Source organism: Rubricoccus marinus, from assembly GCF_002257665.1.
Taxonomy (GTDB): Bacteria; Bacteroidota; Rhodothermia; order Rhodothermales; family Rubricoccaceae; genus Rubricoccus; species Rubricoccus marinus.
The window spans coordinates 1-20,560 of sequence record NZ_MQWB01000014.1; the positions used below are offsets into that span (position 1 = coordinate 1).

The following is a 20,560-nucleotide window of genomic DNA, read 5'->3' on the forward strand; positions in this document are numbered from 1 at the left end:
GGAGACCTCGCCGTCGAGCGGCGGCGTCTCGCCGAAGCCGGGGAGGTCCGGGGCGATCACGTCGCGCTCGGCGGCGAGGGCGTCGAGGACCGTCTCCCAGGAGCGCCACGTGCCGCCAAGCCCGTGGACGAGGAGGAGCGGGGGGCCGGTCCCCTTACGGACGTAGTTCATGTTCATGGGGGTTCCGAGCAGGACCTTGTTAGATCCCGCAGTTGGGGTGGCGCGCTCTCATGTAGAGGCCGTGCGGGCCTTTCCGAGAGAGCATAAAAGACCGTGGGGCATCTCGGGGCGTGTAGGCCCGCTTTTCGAGCAGCGGCGCGGCAGGCGACGACTACGCCTCGGCGGTCTCGAGCGCGCGCAGGAGCGCCTCGGCGGCCGGGCCGGACGAGGCCGGGTTCTGGCCCGTGATCAGCAGCCCGTCTTGGACCACGTGCACGCCCCAGTCGGAGGTCTTGGAGTAGTCGCCGCCCTTCGCCTGGAGCATGTCCTCGATCAGGAACGGCACCACGTCGGTCAGGCCGACGGCCGCCTCCTCGGAGTTGGTAAAGCCGGTGACCGTCTTGCCCTTCACGAGCGGCGAGCCGTCGGCGGCCTTCGTGTGGCGGAGCACGGCGGGCGCGTGGCAGACGGCGGCGACGGGCGTGCCGGCCGCGATGGCATCTTCGATAAGCGCGATTGAGGCCTTGTCCTCGGCCAAGTCCCACATGGGGCCGTGGCCGCCGGGGTAAAAGACAGCGTCGAAGTCGCCGACGGCGATCTGGTCGAGTTTGGTCGTGCTGGCGAGCGCGGCCTGGGCGTCGTCGTCGGCCTTGAAGCGGCGCGTGTCGTCGGTCTGGTTGTCCTCGGTGTCGCTGGACGGGTCGAGCGGGGGCTGTCCGCCCTTCGGCGAGGCGAGCGTGATCGTCGCGTCGGCGTCCTTGAAGACGTAGTAGGGCGCGGCAAACTCTTCGAGCCAGAAGCCGGTCTTGTTGCCAGTGTCGCCGAGCTCGTCGTGGGAGGTCAGGATCATCAGGACGTTCATATCAACAGAGAAGGTGGGAAGGCGTACGTCAGGTCGTCGGGATGGAACGAGCCCGCGGCGCCCGACAGTTCCGCGAGCTTTCCGCGCGCATGTCGCCGCTGAGTCCGGACCGGCACGATGCCAGAGCTCATCGGAGCCTAAAGCAGATGCCCGCGGGAGCCGACGTCCCCCTCGACGCCGACTCGCACTCTGTCCATGTGCACCGCGCCGGCTTGCTCATCGGTAGTCTAGGACCCTACGTGATGGTAGCTTAGGGCGGCTCGCAACGGTAGCGTAGATGCGAGCGATGCGCAGGCCGAGACTCCCTACCCCAACCCCATGTCGTACCTCCGCCGCGTCGTTGACCGCGAACTGGACGAGCTCGTGCCTGCTCTCCCGGCGATCGCGTTGGAGGGGGCGAAGGGGGTGGGGAAGACGGAGACGGCGCTCCAGCGGGCGGCCACGGTCCACCGGCTCGACGACCCCGCGCAGCGGGCGATCGCCGAGGCCGCGCCGGAGCGTTTGCTCGAGGGAGACCGCCCCGTCCTCCTCGATGAGTGGCAGCGGGTGCCGCCGCTGTGGGACGGGGTCCGACGCGCCGTCGACGGTGGGGCCGCGCCGGGAGCGTTCCTCCTTACGGGGTCGGCCAGCCCGGCCCAGCCGCCGCCGCACTCCGGCGCAGCGCGGGTCGTGACCGTCCGGATGCGACCGCTGTCGCTGGCCGAGCGGGGCCTCGCCGGTCCGACCGTGAGCCTCCGGGCGCTGCTCGCAGGGGGCAGACCAGACGTTCAGGGGAAGACCCACGTCGCGCTCGCCGACTACACGCGCGAGATCGTCGGGTCCGGGTTCCCTGGACTCCGTCACCTCTCTGGGCGACCGCTCCGGGCGCAGCTCGACGGGTACCTCCGCCGGATCGTCGACACCGACTTCGAGGAGATGGGCCGGGAGGTCCGCCGGCCCCAGCTGCTCCGGCGGTGGATGGCGGCCTACGCCGCCGCGACGGCGACGAGCGCGAGCTACGAGACGATCCGGGGCGCCGCGACGCCAGGCGAGGCCGACAAGCCCGCCAAGACGACGACCATCCCGTACCGGGACGTGCTGGAACGGCTATGGATCGTGGACCCGGTGCCCGCCTGGATGCCGACGCGGAACCCGATCACGCGGCTGACGCGCTCGCCGAAGCACCACCTGGTCGACCCCGCGCTGGCGGCGCGGCTCCTGGGCGCGGGCGAGGAGGCGCTCTTGAGCGGCGACGACGCGGGGCCACCCGTCCCCCGTGACGGGACGCTCCTGGGGCACCTGTTCGAGTCGCTCGTCACGCTCTCGGTCCGGGTCTACGCCCAGGCGGCTGAGGCGGGCGTCGGCCACCTGCGGACGGCGGGCGGGCAGCAAGAGGTCGACCTGATTGTGGAGCGGGACGACCGCAAAGTGGTCGCTGTCGAGGTCAAGCTGAGCGGGTCGATCGCCGACCGCGACGTGAGGCACTTGCTGTGGCTTCGGGACCGGCTAGGCGAGGATCTGCTCGACGCCATCATCGTGACGACGGGACCCCAGGCGTACCGGCGGCCGGACGGGGTGGCCGTCGTTCCGGCATCTCTTCTCGGTCCATAGCGCAGTCGCGTCTCGGGTGGGCACCGCTGTCGGCCGTAAGAGGTATAGCCATTATTGCAAGTTCACCCGTGCCGACCCGACTCTCGACGGTCGTCAAATGCGGCCGATTCGTTTCCAAGCGAACGCGACATAACGGGCCTTATGTGATGAAAGAAGATCGGTGTGACGGACGCCGCCTTGTCTGCGACTAGGTGGAGCTCAAAGCAGAATTTGCGCCGGGTTGAGGTGGGAGGCCGAGATGGTGGTGCCACTGGATGACGGGGAGAGGCCCGGGCTGCTCGAGGGCGAGGAGAGGCTCAGCGCCCGGGTAGAGCTCAACGGCGCGTTGGATGAGACGTCGCGCGTCGTCCTCAGAGCCCGCTTCGCGGTAAGCCTCGGCGAGTTCGAGCGCGATGGCGGCGTCGAAGAGGGGCGGGAGGTGGAAGGCGTTTTTCTTCGACCGGCGGTTCAGGTAGGTGTTGAACGCCGCTTCCAAGGGTTCGATTGGACCCGCGAGGTTGAGGCCGCCGAGAGTGGCTGCGATGAGGGCCTCGACGGACGGCTCGTCGAAGGCCGCCGTGTACTGGTTGGCCGTCTCCAGCCAGTCGTCCGGGACCGACTCGGGGTTCACCGCGGAACAGTAGACCACGAACAGCGCGAGCATCGGGCGTTGTTGCGCAGGTGACACGCCCTTGATCTGCTCCCTGATCTTCTCGAGGACGGGCGCGAGGTTCGTAAGTGTTGCTGATTCGGGGCGGAGGTAGACCGCGGCGAGCTCCTCGAGGAGCCCACTGAGGTAGCGGGTGGCAGAGGCGTGGTTGTAGCCGTCGGCATAGCCGAGCAGGAACGTCGGAGCGAGGCGAACGGAGACCGTGTTGCCCATCCGCTTGAGGTACTCGATCTCCTCCGTCTCGACCTTCTCGCTCCGCCGGACGAACTCCCGGATTGCGGCCCGCGCGACGTGGGTGAGCCCCGCGACCGTCAACGCGGGGCGGCCCTCGACCGCGGTGTAGTCGGCGTGGGACGGGACGGCGCCGATGGGGTCCGGGAGGCCACTCAAGGTGTGGACTGCGGACGACCTCAGATTGTAGGCCTGCCGAACGGCGACCCCGATAAGGTCGCGTGGGATGGGGCATGGCCGGCCGACCGCGTCGACTCGGAAGAACGAGTCGGGGATGTGGTTGGTGGTGAAGGCCTGGAATCGTCGGCCGAGAGCGAGGTGCTCGTGTTGGAGGATCGCCTCACGAACTCGGTCGGCTTCTTCGCCTTCAACGCCCTCGAGAGCCTTGTCGATCGGGGCGCGCCGTTGGTCGGGTAGGTCCGACCAGTTGGTCTCGTGGTCGTCGTACTTCTGCGCGAGCGACTCGACGGCGGCGACGAGCAGCGCATAGGCCATTCCAGGGTCGTCGTCGAGGCGACGGAGAGCGGTCACGTAGCGCCGGATCGCTCGCATGACCGATTCGAAGCGGTCTCGGCGTAGACCGACGAGGTCCTCGATGAATGTCGCGAGGCGCGGTCCGTCGGAGGGGTCCCATTTGACCTCGGGATCAAACACGCGAGCGACGAACGAGGCGGGCGCTCCGTTGTGAGGCGGCTTGGTTTTCCGGGTGAGGCGAGCGACAACGTCGGGAGTTGGGGAGCACGTGACCTGGAGCTCGAACGACAGGATGGCGGCCATGTCCACTAGGATCGAGTCGACCCCGACCCCCATGATGAACTCCTTCGTCCCGTCGCGCCGGACCTTCTCGATCCGCTGCTCGAACTCGTAGACGAGGTGGAGCGGCCGCTGGCCGAAGACGTCGTCGACGGGTTTGAGCACGCCGACCGGTGTCGTGATCGGGCGGTGCAGCGCGTAGTTGGTGTGGAGGACGCCGCGCTGGGAGGTGACGAAGACGTCGTCGGTCGCGAAGAACTTGCCAGTGAGTACCTGAATCATTGAGGTAGACAGTATTTCACCATCGACAACGCCGGAACCCTCTACGAGGTTGGCCGCGCACCAGACGATCGACGACTGCCTGATGAAGCCGCGCAGCGGCAGCGCCACCCATTCCCTTGGTATCCGTCTCCGTGGAGTGGAACCGACGCCTTCGCTCGTGCGATGCTATCGCTTCGCGAGCGGGACGCGGCTGTCGTCCGAGCCACGGTGGCCATGGACCGGCTTATTCGCTCACGCAGCGAGGTCATACTCCTCGCCTCCCGTCGCAGGCGACTCGGAGAGACGGCCTCCAAATCCCGAGCGGTCGCTTTGACAGCAAAGAGGTGTCCGCTTTATGTCCGGTTTGTTGTCTTCCCAGGCCGGGCCACGAGCAAGAAAGAGCGCGAATAGCGCGAATGGCGCGATCTCGGCCTTTGAGAAAAAACCGGACGTGTCCGCTTCATGTCCCCTTTCCCTCACCGCGCGTTCTCCCGCGCTTCGGCGGGAAGGACGTGTGAGTGATCTTGGTCGGCGTACCGTCCGGTTCAGAAGGGGTCCCGGTTGGTACGGATGTAGCGGCTCCCACGGCCACGTCCTTCCTGCCGGAGGAGGTCGATGCGCGTGAGCTCTGCGAGGTCCCGCCGGGCGGTCCGCTCGGTGAGGTCGTCGGCGAACTCGGAGTGGTACTCGCCGAGGGTGACCTGGTCGCCGGTCGTGAGGCGGTCGAGGAGTGCGCGTTGGCGATCGTTGAGGTCAGCTTGGGGAGCGCGCGCCGACGCACGACTGAAGAGGGTGAGGCGGACGCCGTGAGAGCCGGACTCCCAAAGTGGCACGGGAAGCCCCTCTTCCCGGCAGGTCTGGATCATTTTCAGGGTGCCCCGCCCAATGCGCTCCATAAGGTCGCGAAGGTAGAGGACGTGAACGATGTCAGGGTTCGTCGGGAGTGAGGGATGGGGAGTAAAGAGGGTTTTGGGTTTCCATCCCTCCGGGAGCCTGCCCGCGTTCCAGATTTCGACGCGGGCGGGGTAGACCTCGACGGTGACTCCGCTGGACGAGGCGGCGTAGTCCCGGTGGGCGAGGGCATTGACGAGCCCCTCGCGGACGACGTAGGTGGGGTAGGACGTGCGGTTGGTCCGGCGGAGGTTATCGGGCTCGAATTCGGCCGAGAGCGGCGCGCGCTCTCGGATGAAGGCGGCGGCGCGTTCGATGACCTGAACGATGGGACCCGAGAACGTCTGGTGGTCGACGAAGTCGCCGGCCCGGTCGCTCTCATATGCGAAGGCGCGGACACGGACTTGGGGGTGGCGGATGGCCGGGTCGCGGCCGAAGCAGACGTCGGCGGCATTGGTGAGAGCGCCGCGGGTGGCCATGCCGAGCGCTGCGAGCGTGCGTTCAGGGTCTTCGCCGTCGACGGATGGGAGGTTGGCCCGTTGGAGGTCAGCGGCGGACCGAACGGTCCGCCGGATCTCGTCGAGGTCGAGGTCGTCGTCGTTGAGGGTCGGGGCTGGGCGTCGTTCCCAACGCTCGGTCGCGGCGACGGTACGTTGGAGGAGGGCTTGGAGCTCGTCCCCGGTGGCCGGGCGGGTCTCGGAGCCGGTACGGATGTAGACGCGCTCGTTGGCGACAAACGGTCCGTCCTTGCCGCCAGGAACGACGATCGTTACGACGTGGAGGCCGTCAGGGGTCTCATCGACGCCGACGTCAACGAGGGTGGCGGGGGTGATGTGGCGGGCGAGGTAGCTCTGAAGCGTGGTCGCACTCGCCTCCGCATCGACGTCGCCAGAGGGCCGACCGAGTTCGTCGACGCCGACGAGGATGTACCCGCCGCCGCTGTTGAGGAGGGCAGCGACGTGGGCGGCGACGCGGGCGGGGTCCGCGAACGCATTGACGAACTCGATTGACGGCCCCTCGCCCTGAGCGATGATCTGGTCGATGTTCGTCATGGGGTCTCGGAGGAGCCCTCCGGGTCGCGTCCTGAGCGGCGGTCGATCTCATCGATCAGGGTGTCGGCGTCGCCGATGGTCCCCCGAGCGAAGGCCTCTGCCTCCTGGTACCGTCGGAACTGGCTGGTGGCGAAGAGGAGCGCGTCGCCGTCCGTGACGAACGTCTGGACCCAGTTGCCGCGGCGGTGTTCGAGCCGGACGTCGTGGCGCGTCGCGAGCTCGTAAAGGTCGATGATGCGGAGGTCATCGAGGGGGGGCTTCCTCTTAAAGAGGGACTTGCCCTCGTCGTCCGTGCGAGCCATGAGGGCCTGGCGGTCCTCGGGGCTGCCAAACCCGAGGTTGCGGAGGAGGGCGCGCGCGACGACCACATGCTCGTGGGCGAGGATCCATCGCGGCTTCTCATTAGCAATGGCGTAGCGGATCTCCTCGTGCGTGATGGATTCCCCGCCGTCCCTCTCGATGCCGGATCCGTAGCGGGGGAGGATGATGCCGAGGAAGAGGTCGCAGGCCTCGACGACCTGTCGGCAGTTCTCGAGCGCTGAGAGGGACGAGTCGACGGGGACAGTCCCCTTGTGGGACATCCAGACCTCAAAGCCGAGGCTGTCGAGGATAGCGTAGAGGCGGTCGAGGAGCTCTTCGAATCCGAAGACGGCGGAGGACACCATGAGGATCGGTCGTCGGGCCATCGAACGGGGGCTGGCGGAAGTCGTGAGGAAAACGAAAGCTAGCGGTCCCCAGGGACACATGCGTCGGATTCCCCGAGGGAGCCTATGTCCGGCAGGGCGTACCTTGGGCTGACGGCAGCGTCAGACGTTGAAGAGGCTCGGGTACCGCTTGGCGATGAACGCGGCGGGGGTTGAACGCTCGGCTTCACGAGGGATGACGCTGTCCATCAAGAAGCCGTCGGCGTAGCTGGCGGCCACGCCGGCCACGGTGCCAACGATGGCGCCAGCGGTGGGGTCGACGGCAGCCGTGGCAAGACCCGTTCCCGTGGCGGCCACCCACCGAAGCCGTCGGCCGAGGGGCGTCTTGAGGAAGAAGGCGAACCGGCGCCCGAGGGAGTCGACATGATACGCGAGCTGCTCTTGGACCTCGTCGTCGGTGAGATCGGGAGCCGCCCAGAGCCAGTCGCGGAACGCCTTGCCCTCGGGGGAGTCGCGTGCGTCAAGGAGAGCGTGTAGGTTGACCTCCTCGGCGACGCCGGGGGCACGGAGATTCGGGAGCCCTTGGAGCGTTACAACACGCGCGAGGGCGTCGGAGGGCGTGTCGGGGTCGACCTGGCGGACGAGATAGTCGAGGTGGGACACGTAGAGGGAGGCGTCCGTCTCCGAGAACGGGGTGAGGGCGCGGAAGAGGCGCATCTCGCTCACTCGGTTGACCTCGGAGGCGAGCGCGAGGAGGGCGTCCTGGACGACCTGCCCGGCCGTCTTGGCGTCGAAGCCGAAGACGGACTCGATGTCAGTGTCGACGTGAAACACCCGGTCGTCAACACTGACTTCGAACCGGTACGGACTATCGTTGGGGCCGACGCTGTTTCGAGCGAGAGCAGCTTCCACGAACGGGTCAAACCGCCCTCGGGTCGTCGCGGCGATCGTGAAGTCGTGCGTCCTCTGCCGATCGGACGCGGCAAGGTCGGCGAACGAGGCTGGGCGCCGCTCGACGGATGCCCGGAGGGCGCTGGTTAGAGACCGCCAGTCTGAGAGGCGAGAGATCTGGTAGGACTCGCGAAAGAGTTGGATGTCCTTGTGGAAGGACTGGGGCTGCTGGTACCGAAAGGCGTCGACGTGGAGCGCGTAGGGGTTGGCGGGGCCATCCGTCGGACTGAAGACGCCGAACGAGGCCTTGTCGACGGAGAGCTCGACGGCGTCGGACTTGAAGAGGCGGATGAGGGCCTGGACCCCGAACCGGTCAGCCAGGACCGGGAGTTCGAAGAGGTTCTGGGAGTGGAAGACGTAGGTGTCGAACAGGAGAAGCCGCTCGACGAAGGCGCCGATGTCGACGTCGACGTGGGCGGGGTCCTGAATTGGGGCTCGGATGCTAGGGGCGTAGAGCCGGCGGCGGGGGTCGGTTGCGGGTCGGGGCTCGGGCATTGGGACTGTTATTGCATTATCACCATTCCAATCAACGAGCGTGCCACGAACACGGACTCATGGCGGTTGATAGACTCGTTCTGATAACAACCGATAAGGGGACGTTATCACGCCTTGACAGAGAAAGAGAGGACCTCAGTGACGGGTGGAGCGATCAGGGCCTGGGTAGAGCTAGATTGCAATAACAGCAATACACTCCATGTCCCGCCCATCGGATGAGCAACGTCGGCTGGCCGAGTCGCTCGAGCGACTCGGCCAGGACGCCGCGGCTTCGTTCTACCGCGACGGATGCCGCATGATGGTGGAGCCGCAGCGGTTCGAGACTACATCGCACCTCGTCAGCCACGCGCTCCGAGAGACGGAGTCGGCCATACGAAAGTCGCTGATCGGGTTTCTAGGGGCCCCGCCCCACGACAGCCCCAACGAGGAAGAGGCTGTCCGACTGCTCGCCACAATCGAGAAGAGTCCTAGGTCAAAGTTCTATCGGCGCGTACTTCAGATGGCACGCACCGCCGACGAGAGGACGAGGAAGGGCACGCACCGGGCCGAGATTGAACGGATTGTCCAAATTACCGGCGCTAGCGACGACCTTGCCCAAGCGTGGCTTCGGCTCACCGGGTTCACGCGCGATGAGGACGGACGCCCAACCCAGGGCCTCCATGCGAGAGCCCACAGGAACCAGCTCGGAAGGCCTCGTGCAGTGGGAGACGAGTTCGAGGCCGTGTGGCGCCAGGCCGAAGTATTCCTCCGAAAGGTCGTCGCTCACCTCGAAGCGCGGTTCGACCTCGTGCTCTTCGAGGTCGAGCGGTTGCTGACCGTCGACGCGCCGACGCGAGAGGACGCCGGTCTCTTGGTCGCTTCGGCCCTCCGGAGCCCACCCGCATTGACTCAGTTCCTCGACCGCTTGAACGGCCCATTATGGGTGGCCCAGCTTATCAAGGTCGGGCTCTTTGCGCGCCCTACCGGTCGGGTCCGCGACGAAGACGAGGGATCGACGTGGTACCCCGTGTGGCCTCCCTCACGGTTCATCCGCCGCGTCGCCGGGGACCAAGTGTGGCCCGACGACATTGTGGCGGAGGCACTACTCGCCGTGCCTCCGACGAACAACCAGCGGGTCGTAGGCGATCTAGTCGACGCTGCGAAGCGACTGCCGGGCACGCTCGTCGCCGAGTGGGCGCGAACGCGGCTCGCGGGCGACGTGCTCGGCGCGCTCGACACGCCGCTCCACTTCAATTCCTTCGCGGACATCAGCGAGCTGGCTGCGCACCTCGCGCGGGAACGCGAGGCGGGTGCCGCCCTCGACGTGGTCCGTGCCCTGTACCGGCTGACGCCGCCGCCGGAGCCGGACCCCGAGGCGTTCTGGCCGTCGAAGGACCCGGGCACGCTCGCCAGTTCGTCGTTCTACTACCGCAACGGGCTGCGCGACGACCTGCCGGCGGTCGCGTCGGTCGTCCCGTGGGAGGTGCTCGAGTTCCTGGCGGACCAGGTCGACGCCTATACCGGGTGGACGACAGACGACGTGGATCCGGACGACGGCTCCGAGCATTGGTTGGACGACGTTGGGGTGGACGATGACGGATCGTCGATGTACGAGACCGGCGCGTGGCTGGCCCGTGCCCTCTGCAGGACGGCGCTGGGGGTGGCTGCGGGCGAGACCCCACCGAGTGGGGTCATCACGTGGCTCTTGGCCCGCGAGCGCCACGTGTATATAAGGTGCGCACTGACGGTCGCTCGGGAGCACGGAACGGCGTCCGACGTCGCATCTCTCCTCTCCGACCGAGACCGTGTGTTCGACAGGCCACTGTGGGAGGAAACGGCCCGACTTGTCGAGGCTCGGTTCGGAGACCTATCGGAGGCCGACCGGCAGCTCCTGCTCGATCTGCTAGCGGACGGCCCTCGTACGGGGTGGTTCGTCGAGCGGGCGGAGCGGAACGGGTGGCCGGCGGTCACCCTGGCGCAGGCCCAGGAGTGGTCAGGTGAGATCCAACGGCACGTCCTCAGCCGCCTACGTACGGTCCTCCCTGAGGCGTGGGTCGCAGAGCACGCGGGGCTCTTTCCGGAACAGACAGAACCCGAGCAGGCGGAACCGGACCCGTCACAGGAGACGCTCGTGAGGATCGAGGCTTTGCTGGCATCCGACCCCGAGGCTGGGATGCGAGAGCTCGCGGAGTGGGAGCTCGTCGAGCATCCGCCGAGCATCGAGGCCGCTGCGTCCTCGCTGGAGCGAGCGGTGCGGGCGGACCGAACGGGGTTCGCACGCGCTGCCGACTCCCTGATCGGCGCGGACGCGACCATGGTGCGGAGGTTCGTCGACGGGCTCAGTGAGAGGGCGGACGGGGCCGACGAGATGCCGGAGGACATTGAGTGGGAGCCGGTCCTCCGTCTCGCGGCGTGGTCAGCCCAGCAGCCGTACGAGATCGCTGGCAGAGAGGGTCGTGACCGCGACGGCGACCGGGATTGGCGGGGAGCGTGGAAGCGGATCGCGCGGATGCTGGACCGGGCGCTGCGCGCCGACGCGATCCCGTGGCGCTTGCGGGACCTCGTCTGGTATACCCTCCGTCCGCTCACCGACGCCCCCGACCCCGAGCCGGGTGACCCAGACGACACGGCACGGGGCGCGGCGAGCCGTGCGCTGGACCGCACGCGCGGCGACGCGATGAGCGCGGTGCTGGGGTACGTCGCTTGGGCGCAATGGGCGACGGACGACGCACCGAGTGCGGTCCCAGAGGCCTTCGAAGTGTTGGACGCGCACCTCGACCCGGAGGTCGACCGGTCTCCAGCGATTCGCGCCGTCTACGGGAAGAACATCCCCCTCCTAATGTGGGCCGCGGGTCCGTGGCTCCGGGAGCGACGCGACCTCCTCTTCCCCGACGACGAGGCCTTGCGGCTGGGCACGTGGGACGGGTACGGGTACACGCAGCGCCGCGCGACGGAGACGATCGAGTTTTTGCGACCGGCGTACCTCGCCGAGCTGGAACGGCTCGGCGACGGGGACCTCGTCGAAATCCTCTACCCCGACGAGCCGTTCCTGCGACAAGAGCGGGTGCGGGACGAGGTCCGACGGTGGGCCGCCCAGATCGCCGACGCCTACCTGCTGGGCTCGTCTGGGCTTGGCGACGGAGACCTTGGAGCGGCCCTCTTCGGGCACTCTTCGTCCGAGGTTCGCGCGCTCGCCGTCCGCCAGGTGGGCCGACTGCTGCGGGAGTCGTGGGGTGGACACGCTCCTGGGGTTCTCGGTGAACGGGTGGTCCGGGCGTGGGAATGGATGCGTGAGCGGTTCGAGCTCACACCCGATGTCGGCGAGGCGTTCGCCGCGTGGCCGCCGATCAACAGGCTCGACTCTGCGTGGTCGCTCCCCCACCTCGTCGAGGCCCTCGCGGCGAGCCGGGGCGAGACGCGCGAGGGACACCGGCTGATCGAATGGCTGGCGGCGGACGATGGCCACGACCCAGCCCTCGCGGTCCGCGTGCTCGACCTGCTCGTCCAGGCCGAACGCGGGCACCTCTACGGCCAGGAGGCCGAGATGCGGACGATCCTCCGGAGAGCAGCGGAGGCCGGGGGCGAGGCCCGAGCCCTTGCGCGCCAGGCCGTCAACCGCATCCTCGTACGGAGCCACGTCGACCTCAGCGATGCGCTCGCAGGCCCCGACACCGATGGCGAATGACGGCCGAGTGAGCGCAAAGGGGATCGGCGGCATCGAGATCTCCGAGCGGGGTTTTACGGTGTGGCTCAGCGACGACCACGGAGGACGGTGGACATTCCGGATCGGCGTTCGGTCGGGGCTGGCGGACCTCCACCGTTCAGAGGCCGACGACTCGAAAAAGACCTTGTGGGTAGCCCGAACGAGCGAACTGGTCGGGTGGCTGGAGCGGGCGGCCACAATCGACACCGTGAGTTCCTGGCTGGGGCGCCTCACCGAGACGGTCTCGTGGGAGTGGGTCCGGGAGCGGGGGCTCTGGCTCGCCCCCATGCCTACTCGGACCGAGGAGGAGACGGAGCGGGTGGCGACCGTGATCGCGGCTCACCCCCTGGAGGAGGCCGTTGCCATCGAACCCACGCTGGCGCCCGGTCCCCTCCCCCTCGACCTACTTCCCTCTCCCCTCACGCCAGGCGCTTACGTCCTGTACCCCGCCCCCGAGGCGGGCGATGAGGGCATCGGCGTGCTGTTCTGGACGCCGGACCTACGGGGCCGCGAGTTGCTGTGGCTGGACCCAGACGGTGTGGGCGAGCGTGCGGAGCGGCTGCTCGCACCGTACCGCGCCGAGCTTCAGGCGATGGACCGCCCCGAAGTGCGCGCCGAGCTCGCCCGGTTCATCGACGAGCTGAGGCATCGGCGCTCGTAGCTTATCGGTCCTTACCGTCTCCCCTCCCGTTGTCCGACGCCCTCCAGCCCCGCACCAATACGGTCGTCTCCGCCCGCATCCAGGAGGACGCCGAGCGGGCACGGGCATTCGCCCGCGTGGCAACGGCGGCGAACACGAAGCGGGCGTACCGGGCCGACTGGGCCGACTTCTGCGCGTGGTGCGACGACCGAACGCTCCCCGCCCTTCCCGCCTCGCTGGAGACGGTGGCCCTGTACGTCGCGAGCCGCGCCGAGGTGGGGCCAGACGACGCGGACGGGCGGCCGACGCCGGGGCTCAAGGTGTCGACGTTGGAGCGACGGCTGAGCGCGATCAACCAGGCCCACCGACAGACGGGGCACGAGGCGCCGGCGAGCCGGCGAGATGAACCGCTCCACAGCGTGTGGGCCGGGATCACGCGGACGAAGGGGGTCGCCGTCGAGAAGGTCTCCCCTGCCCTCCCCGACGACCTCCGGCACATGATCGAGGCCCTGCCCCGGGGCGAGGACGGCGAGTGGACGCTGGCAGCCAAGCGTGACCGAGCAATCCTCTTGGTGGGGTTCGCAGGAGCGCTCCGCCGGAGCGAACTCGTGGCCATCGAGGCCGACCACGTCCAGTTCACGGCCGAGGGGATGCGGCTCCGGCTCCCTCGCTCGAAGGCCGATCAGGAGGGGCGCGGCGCGACGCTCGGTATTCACTACGGGCGGGCGCACCTAACGTGCCCCGTGCGCGCGATGCGGAGCTGGCTGCAGGCTGGGCGCGAAGCGACGGGCGCGCCGCTGGCGGGGCCGGTGTTCCGGAAGGTGGACCGGTGGGGGCGGCTGTGGGAGACGGGCCTGATGTCGGGGGCCGTGGCGAAGCTCGTGAAACGGGCCGCCAGCCGGGCCGGCCTCGACGCGTCGCTCTACAGCGGGCACTCACTTCGGGCCGGGTTCGCGACGCAGGCGGCGCGGGCGGGGAAGCACGAGCGGGCGATCATGGCCCACACACGGCACAAGAGCGAGCGGGTGCTCCGGGAGTACATCCGCGAGGGGGCGCTGTTCGAGGAGAACGCCACGGACGGGATCGGCCTGTGAGCGAGGAGCCTGAGATCGACGTGGCGGGGGCCGGGCGCCCCCTGATCCATCGGATCGTGCTTCGGCAAGGCGCGACTGAGGGGGCCTCGACGCTCCATTTCCAGCCAGGGCCGGTGACGGTCCTAGTGGGACCGAACAACTCGGGGAAGAGTCTGCTGCTGCGAGAGATCGAGGAGGCTCTCGCTCCAGGGTCGATCGTCGCCGTAGCGCAGACTGCGAGGGCGGGGGGACAGGAAGCGGGTCGTGCGATCTTCAACGCACGCCAGCAGCTCCAGAAGAAGGCCGAGAGGCCGAAGGTCCTGGAGCAGGTGCGGCTCGATCCCGCATTCGAGACGTTCGCGCAGCTGGCGGCCGACACCCTGTCCGTGAAGAGTGTCCCCTACCAGTACTCCGAGAAGGTCGGCGTTGGGAATGGGGAGAAGGCTGTGGGGACCGAGTTCGTGCTCAAGAGCACGGTCTCCAACATATCCGACCGCGTGGCGCACCAGCTCTTGGAGCAGTTCGACCGGGAGGGGTCCGTGCCCGGCATTCTGATGGAGCGGCTGATCCGGGTAGACGGGCGCCTACGGTTCGAGCTCGTCGGGGACCGGGAGCGCGGTGACCTTCACGACGCCCCTCCCCTCGACAACGTGCTCCGCCGGCTTCTCGACGACGGGGAGACGCGGGAGCGGCTCCGGGCCGAGGTCCTCCGCGCATTCCCCGGCGTCCACGTGGTAGTCGACGGGACGCGGGGGGCCGAACTCCGGTTCGGCGTGAACCCGGAGGCGCCTCCGAGCCCGGCCGTCGAGTTGGGGGCCGACCCGGCTGCGGTGGACTACCACGCGCGGACGACGCCCCTTGCGGAGGCGAGCGACGGCGTCAACGCCTTCGTGGCCCTGGTGGCCGTATTGTTGAGCGGGCCGTACGACGTGATGCTCGTGGACGAGCCCGAGGCGTACCTCCCTGCTCCGCGGCAGCGCCAACTCGGCCGACTTCTGACGGACCTCTCGCGGGAACGAGGCGGGCACGTGATCGTGTCGACCCACAGCCCGTCGTTCTTGGAGGGCTGCATCGAGCGGGACCCCACTGGCCTCCGGGTGGTCCGGCTGACGTACGACGGGGAGCGCGGGACAGCCCGCCTCCTGGCCGACGACGATCTCCGGAGGCTCGCCCTGGAGCCGCTCCTCCGCAACACGGCTGCGCTCGACGGGCTGTTCCGCGACGCCGTCGTCGTGACAGAAGACCACAACGACCGGGTCGTGTACCAGGAGGTGTCCCGCCGCCTGAGCGACACGTCGGCCGACGTGCCGGACCCCGACGTCTTGTTCGTCTCGGCCGAGAACAAGAGTACGCTCGCCCACCTGGCGGGCCCGCTCCGCCGGCTCGGTGTGCCCGCCGTGATCCAGGGGGACCTCGACCTGATCCACGGCCTACCCTCAAACGTTCTCGACTGCGGTGACCCTCGCTACTGGACGAAGGAGCTGCCCCGCACGCTGCGGGCGGCAGGCGTCCTCGAGGCGGAGGTGGCGCGGCTCGTGGACGCGGCCCGAGAGATCGTGCAGACGTATCGCGACCATGGCATCCAGCGGGGAGCGATCAAAACGAAGGGACGAACGGTCCTGACCGGAGACGACCGGGCGCGGCTGGACGCATGGCTGCTCAAGCTGGCCGAGTACGGGGTGCTCCTCGTGCCCGTAGGCGAGCTCGAGCGGTGGGGCCTCGCCGGGGCGAATAAGAAAGGACGGGAGTGGGTGGAGGCGGCCTTCGACGGGATGGGGAGCGATCCCAACGACGATCGCTACGTGCGTCCGCCCGAGGGGGTCTCAGCGGATCGATCGGCCCCGGCGGAGGACGTGTGGTCGTTCGTGGCACAGATGAAAGGATGGGGCACTGCACCGGCGCGCGGACTCGGCCCGGTCGGGGAGGTCCCCCCCTTCGCGCCTGCCTACCGTCCCGAGCTCGTTGCCCACCACGACGAGCAGGTCCATAAGGAGGTCGCGCAGCTCCAGGCGGTCCTGGGTGACTTGAGGAAGCGATTTGCAGACGTCGAGCGAAACCAGACTCCTGATCCCCGTCCGGTCCCGAACGCCGTCCCCCAGGTGGGCGATTGGTTCGCGGCGAGCGTGGAGCTGATGGAGAGCCGGGACCGCCTCGCCCTGGCACTCCGAGACCTCAACCACGTGAATGCACCCACGAGATCGTGATGCTGGAGGGTCTTCTCCTAGGAGTCGCGGGGTCAGTCACAGCGGACTGGCTGAGCAAGGGCGGTGCCTGGGTGCTATCGCGCTCGCCGGTCTCGAAGGCGATCGGCGACACAGTCCGTCGCTACGACTCCATCGAAGGGCGTCGTGTGCGGGAAGCCTTGGAGCGCTGGGTCAAGGGGGGCGCCTTCGTCGCACTGCTGGCCGCCCTCAAGAGCGGCGAGCGCGACGGCATCGAAGGACGGTTTGTTGACTCCTTCCGGGAGAAGGGCGGGTATCACGAGATCGACCCGGAGCACGTGCGAGCGACACAGGTGGTGCGACAGTTCGTACAGCACCTCCGGGCGCGGTTGTTAGAGGCCGGTCGGCTGGACCTGCTTGACGTTCATGTCGCCGAGGTCGGGCGTCGGCTCGAAGCGGGGCAGGCACGGTTGTCCGAGGGGCAGCAAGAGATCCTGGACAATCAGGAGATCCTGCTCGGCAAGCAGAATGAGATGCTGCACCGCCTCGGGGACGGGCCGTCCGCGTTGACGGACGACGACCTCGACGAGGCGGAGCGCCGCCTCAGGGCGGCGTCCGAGAGCCTTCTCACATGGCCGACCACGACCCGGGGCGTCTGGCTGGACCGCCCCGAGCTGGAACACCTCCTGGTCCGCGTCGCGACGGAGGACACGTCGGTGACGCTGATCGAGGGCGACCGGGGGACGGGAAAATCGGCCCTCCTCTCGGTGTTCGCACAGCGGCTGGGAGCGAGCGATGTGACGGTCGGCGCGGTAAAGGCCGACCGGCTCCCGCTGGGGCTCGTCGACGCGGATGACGTGATCCCGGACGTGCCCGGCGGGTGCGTCCGGGGCATCCGCGAGCTGGCCGCGCGGCAGCCGGTGGTGGTCGTGCTGGACCAACTCGACGCGCTGAGCGACGTGAGCGACGTGCACCCGGGGCGCCTCAACGCCGTGCTCGACCTGATCGACCGGTTGCGCGGCGCGCCGGGGGTGAGCGTGGTTGCGAGCGTCCGGCCGTTCGAGCGTTCGGTGGACACGCGGCTTCAGTCGTCGTTCCGTGAGGTTGTCGGCTTGGAGTCCCCGTCGTGGGAGGCCATCGAGCCCCTGCTCACCGAGGGCGGACACGACACCTCGTCGATGAGTGTCGCGCTCCGCGAGCTCCTGCGCGTCCCCGAGTTTTTACGCGTGTACCTCCGCGTGGCCGCCCCCGACAAGGCGTATGCGTCCTGGCATCGGCTCTACGACGACTACTGGCAAACGAGCGTGTTGCCAGCGCACACCGACGCCGCGGAGCTGGTCCGCGTGCTCGTCGAGCGGATGAGCGAGGAGGAGGCGTTATGGGTCCCCTCCTCGCTCGTGGACGCCCACGCGAAGGCGTACGACGCCCTGCTGCGTGCGGACGTGCTCGCGCGAGATGGGGACCGCGTTGGGTTCCGGCACCAGGCGCTGTTCGAGTTCGCGCGGTCGCGGAGGTTCACAGACGGGACGGGCTCCTTGGTGGAGTACGTCCGGAAGCGGGAGGATGGGCTGTTCGTGCGGCCGGTCCTGCTCGCCGGGTTGACCGCACTCCGGAGCGGGAGCCCGAGGCGGTACCGCGACGCCCTCGCGGCGTTTCTCGGTGGCAGCTTCCGGGCGCACATCGAGCAGTTGGTCGGGGAGTACGTTGCGGCTCAGGAAGAGCCGACGGCCGAGGAGCTCGCGGCCCTCCTCCCCCGCCTCGACGGGCCGCGCGCGAGGCAGACGTTCGCCGCCATGCGCCAGAGCGCGGGGTGGTTCCGCGTGCTCGTCGCGAGCGGCACCCTAGCTCGGGAGATGCGCCGACCTCCGGACGAGGCCCTGGCCGTGCTGGGCATCCTCGGGGCTGCGTCGAAGCGAGGTGACGGGCAGGCCGTGTTCGACTTGGTGCGCGCGCACTGGCTGGGCGCCCCGGCGTACGACGAATACGCGCTGTCGGCGCTGGACGAGATGCCGTCGTGGGCGCCCGAGGTCACGCGAGCGATGATGGAGGTGGCGTACCGCTTTCCCCGAGCGTTCCGCCACCACATCGTGATGATCGGGCTCAAGGGCGACGCCGCGGCGGGGTTCGAGGCTCTCCGTGCAGAGCTTGACCGCGAGACCGAGGAGGCGTTTGCGGCCAGCGAGGCGAGCGGGAACGCGACGCGCGCGGCGGAGCCGAAGGGCGAACTCGCCGCGTCTGCGTACCGTGAGCAGGCGCGCCGGAGCGTGGTGCGCGAGTGGCACCAGTGGCCCGAGATTGCAGGTCGCGTGGGCGACGCGCCGGATGTGTTCGCGAAGACGGTATGGGCATGGTTCGAGGGCGCCCTCCTGGACGAGCCCGCGTCGCGAGACCGTGCCTTTATGTATCGAAGCCCTCTCATCGACAGCGGATGGGACGACGACGAGACGGAGCGGGACCGGACGCTGCTCGGCGTCGCGACCCGATTTCTGACGGCGCTCGGGGAGGCCGATGAGGGCGCCTACGCGGCGGCCGTCGAGCGGCTATCGAACGACGACCGGATGCGGTCGCACCGCGCCGTCGCGCGGTCGTTTGCTGCCCTCGCGGGTCGGTACACCGAGCCGGCGGTGGCGTATCTGCTGGGCGACCCTCGCAGGCTCCTGCTCTCCACGATCAGGAGCGAAGTGGGTGAGACCGTCGCGCTGCTACGGGCGCTCTCCCCACACCTGACGACCGGTCAGCGGGACGCACTCGAAGCTCAGCTCCGGGCGTTCGCTCCGCCTCGCCCCGACGACGAGGACGAGACGCGGTGGGCGGACGTGACCGATCGGGCCAGGCTGCGGCTGATGCGGGGGATGGAGGACCCGAGCGATGCTTTCGGAGAGGAGCGCCAGGCGGCCGAGGAGACGTATCCCGACCTCCCTGACGAGGCGGTTCGGATGACGGGGTTCGCGGCAGTCCGCCCCCCCGTGCCATCGCCGCGCCTCGCCGAGCTGGGGGCGGAGGAGTGGACCGAGACCATGGACCGGGTCCTGGGCGGCGAGGCGGCGGCGTTGGCCGAAGCGCACCACGAGGACGATGTGCCTCCCCCCCATCTTGGGGGGGTGGAGCAACAGGCAAGTGCGTTCGGGGAAGCCGCGACGGCGGCGCCGGGCGAGGCGTGGGAGGTACTGGACCAGCTGGCTGACGTGCGCTACGAGCCCTTCGTGACCGAGCTCATCGGTGGGATCGCGTCCTCGAAGGAGGAGGCCGCCGTCGCGCTGCGCCCCCTCTTGCCGGAGCGGGTCGCCCGGTTCGATGCCGCCGGGTTCGCCAGCCCGTCGTTCCGCTACCGGTCGAGCGACGCGCTGGCCCGCGTCCGTGGCGGCCTCGACGTCGAGACGCTCGCGCGGCTGGAGTCGTGGTTCTGGGAGGCCGACGTCAGCACGGTCGAGGTCAGCGATCCGACGGGGGACCGAGTGCAGCCCCTCTTGTTCGGGAACGCGCCGCTGATCCTGGGGGGCGGAAAGGGCCACATGCTGGAGGCGATGGCGGCGGGATGCTTCTACCGGCCGGAGCCGGCCTTTCCCTGGTGGACAGCGTTTATCGGACGGCTCGCCGAGGCAGAGCCCCACGAGAGGACCGCCGCCACGGCGATCCGTTTGTCAGGCGACCTCTTCCATCGCTCCAACCCCGACCATGCCCGAGCGACGGAGGCATTAGCGGCGTTGGTCCGAGCGTGTCCCGAGGCGGTGACCCGCCCCGAGGGGCTCATCGGGCTGAGCCAGGTGCTTCGGCACCTCGATCCACCGGAGGCCGCCCTCGACCTCGCGGACCTCGTTCGTGGGCTGGCGTGGGACGGGGCCGAACAGGCGTACGGCGAGATGATGATCGCCCTCCACGTAGGCACGCACCGCGACGCGAGCGCGGCCCGGATCCGTGAGGGGACCCAGCAGGGCGACGATACGCTGCTCGGCATGGCCTTCGGCGCCGCGGCCCTCTGGGTCCAGGCGAAGAGCGAGCGGCCCCTTCTCCTGGAGGTGCTGGAGGCCGCGACCGCGTCCGACGACGAGCACGCGGCGGGCGCGGCGCACCGAGCGGTTCAGTCGTTCGCCCTGGGCTCGCCGCCCCGTGCCTGGGTGCCCGAAGACGAGGCGTTGATCCGCGCCATCCTGGCGTCGGATCCGGCGTTGCGCACGGCGTTCGAGGGGGTGCTGGCGGCGGCCGCGGACCGGATCCGCCTGGCTCCCGACCTCGCCCACGAGGCGGCGACGGCGGTCGTGAGCGGTGTGGAGCGGGGCGTGTTCGACCGATGGCAACGCGCCCGACTGGCCGAGCCGCTCCTCCAGATCGCGCTGACGCTCCACCGATTTCCAGGGCACCGCGAGCACGGGCTCGCCTTGTTCGAGTCGGTGTATACGCTGGGCCTGGGGGCGGCGCGCGCTGCGATCCAGACCCTCGACCGGAATCCGTTTCGGTCGTAGCCCCC

Annotated in this window: 12 protein-coding genes; 6 read left to right on the forward strand and 6 right to left on the reverse strand. The window is 68.9% G+C overall.

What is annotated here, in order from left to right:
• Both BSZ36_RS20115 and BSZ36_RS18085 read right to left on the reverse strand, forming a co-directional pair.
• On the reverse strand, nucleotides 1-177 hold a 177-nt coding region (locus tag BSZ36_RS20115; protein ID WP_143537000.1), incomplete at its 3' end, for an alpha/beta fold hydrolase.
• A gap of 154 nt (nucleotides 178-331) precedes the next feature.
• Entirely contained in the window at nucleotides 332-1,021 is a 690-nt protein-coding gene (locus BSZ36_RS18085; protein ID WP_094551922.1) for a type 1 glutamine amidotransferase domain-containing protein, read from the reverse strand.
• Between the two features lie 318 nt (nucleotides 1,022-1,339).
• On the opposite strand from BSZ36_RS18085, the gene BSZ36_RS18090 reads away from it, so the two are divergent.
• On the forward strand, nucleotides 1,340-2,611 hold the full coding sequence (locus BSZ36_RS18090) for an ATP-binding protein (RefSeq protein ID WP_094551923.1): 1,272 nt from the start codon (nucleotides 1,340-1,342) through the stop codon (nucleotides 2,609-2,611).
• A 187-nt stretch (nucleotides 2,612-2,798) separates the two neighbouring features.
• Here BSZ36_RS18090 and BSZ36_RS18095 read toward each other — a convergent pair whose 3' ends face one another.
• The 4 genes from BSZ36_RS18095 to BSZ36_RS18110 form a co-directional block, all read right to left on the reverse strand.
• A complete protein-coding gene (locus BSZ36_RS18095; RefSeq protein ID WP_094551925.1) occupies nucleotides 2,799-4,526 on the reverse strand; it encodes a hypothetical protein in 1,728 nt (575 codons plus the stop codon).
• Between the two features lie 524 nt (nucleotides 4,527-5,050).
• Nucleotides 5,051-6,448 (reverse strand): ATP-binding protein, encoded by a 1,398-nt coding sequence (locus BSZ36_RS18100; protein ID WP_094551928.1) that lies wholly within the window; start codon nucleotides 6,446-6,448, stop codon nucleotides 5,051-5,053.
• Nucleotides 6,445-7,134, reverse strand: a complete 690-nt coding sequence (locus BSZ36_RS18105) for a DUF4062 domain-containing protein (RefSeq protein ID WP_094551930.1) — start codon at nucleotides 7,132-7,134, stop codon at nucleotides 6,445-6,447. The genes BSZ36_RS18100 and BSZ36_RS18105 overlap by 4 nt, the downstream gene beginning before the upstream one ends.
• 120 nt (nucleotides 7,135-7,254) lie before the next feature.
• The gene (locus tag BSZ36_RS18110; protein ID WP_094551932.1) at nucleotides 7,255-8,538 is read right to left on the reverse strand and encodes a hypothetical protein; all 1,284 of its coding nucleotides are present in this window, start codon (nucleotides 8,536-8,538) and stop codon (nucleotides 7,255-7,257) included.
• Nucleotides 8,539-8,737: 199 nt separating this feature from the next.
• Here BSZ36_RS18110 and BSZ36_RS18115 point away from each other — a divergent pair, with 199 nt between their 5' ends.
• From BSZ36_RS18115 to BSZ36_RS18135, 5 genes are all read left to right on the forward strand, one after another.
• On the forward strand, nucleotides 8,738-12,202 hold the full coding sequence (locus BSZ36_RS18115) for a hypothetical protein (RefSeq protein WP_094551934.1): 3,465 nt from the start codon (nucleotides 8,738-8,740) through the stop codon (nucleotides 12,200-12,202).
• Nucleotides 12,168-12,881: a hypothetical protein gene (locus BSZ36_RS18120; RefSeq protein WP_094551936.1), complete on the forward strand. Its 714-nt coding sequence runs from the start codon at nucleotides 12,168-12,170 to the stop codon at nucleotides 12,879-12,881. The genes BSZ36_RS18115 and BSZ36_RS18120 overlap by 35 nt, the downstream gene beginning before the upstream one ends.
• A gap of 29 nt (nucleotides 12,882-12,910) precedes the next feature.
• On the forward strand, nucleotides 12,911-13,954 hold the full coding sequence (locus BSZ36_RS18125) for a site-specific integrase (RefSeq protein WP_094551938.1): 1,044 nt from the start codon (nucleotides 12,911-12,913) through the stop codon (nucleotides 13,952-13,954).
• Nucleotides 13,955-14,079: 125 nt separating this feature from the next.
• Nucleotides 14,080-16,137, forward strand: a complete 2,058-nt coding sequence (locus BSZ36_RS18130; RefSeq protein WP_143537001.1) for an AAA family ATPase — start codon at nucleotides 14,080-14,082, stop codon at nucleotides 16,135-16,137.
• Nucleotides 16,134-20,555 (forward strand): ATP-binding protein, encoded by a 4,422-nt coding sequence (locus tag BSZ36_RS18135; protein WP_143537002.1) that lies wholly within the window; start codon nucleotides 16,134-16,136, stop codon nucleotides 20,553-20,555. Before BSZ36_RS18130 ends, BSZ36_RS18135 begins: the two co-directional genes overlap by 4 nt.
• Nucleotides 20,556-20,560 lie beyond the last annotated feature (5 nt).

What these genes read in the sequence shown, in the direction of transcription:
- BSZ36_RS18095 (WP_094551925.1), bottom strand. Translation starts at nt 4,526, where the DNA reads ATGATTCAGGTACTCACTGGCAAGTTCTTCGCGACCGACGACGTCTTC.
- BSZ36_RS18120 (WP_094551936.1), top strand. Translation starts at nt 12,168, where the DNA reads ATGCGCTCGCAGGCCCCGACACCGATGGCGAATGACGGCCGAGTGAGC.
- BSZ36_RS18110 (WP_094551932.1), bottom strand. Translation starts at nt 8,538, where the DNA reads ATGCCCGAGCCCCGACCCGCAACCGACCCCCGCCGCCGGCTCTACGCC.
- BSZ36_RS18085 (WP_094551922.1), bottom strand. Translation starts at nt 1,021, where the DNA reads ATGAACGTCCTGATGATCCTGACCTCCCACGACGAGCTCGGCGACACT.
- BSZ36_RS18115 (WP_094551934.1), top strand. Translation starts at nt 8,738, where the DNA reads ATGTCCCGCCCATCGGATGAGCAACGTCGGCTGGCCGAGTCGCTCGAG.
- BSZ36_RS18090 (WP_094551923.1), top strand. Translation starts at nt 1,340, where the DNA reads ATGTCGTACCTCCGCCGCGTCGTTGACCGCGAACTGGACGAGCTCGTG.
- BSZ36_RS18100 (WP_094551928.1), bottom strand. Translation starts at nt 6,448, where the DNA reads ATGACGAACATCGACCAGATCATCGCTCAGGGCGAGGGGCCGTCAATC.
- BSZ36_RS18105 (WP_094551930.1), bottom strand. Translation starts at nt 7,134, where the DNA reads ATGGCCCGACGACCGATCCTCATGGTGTCCTCCGCCGTCTTCGGATTC.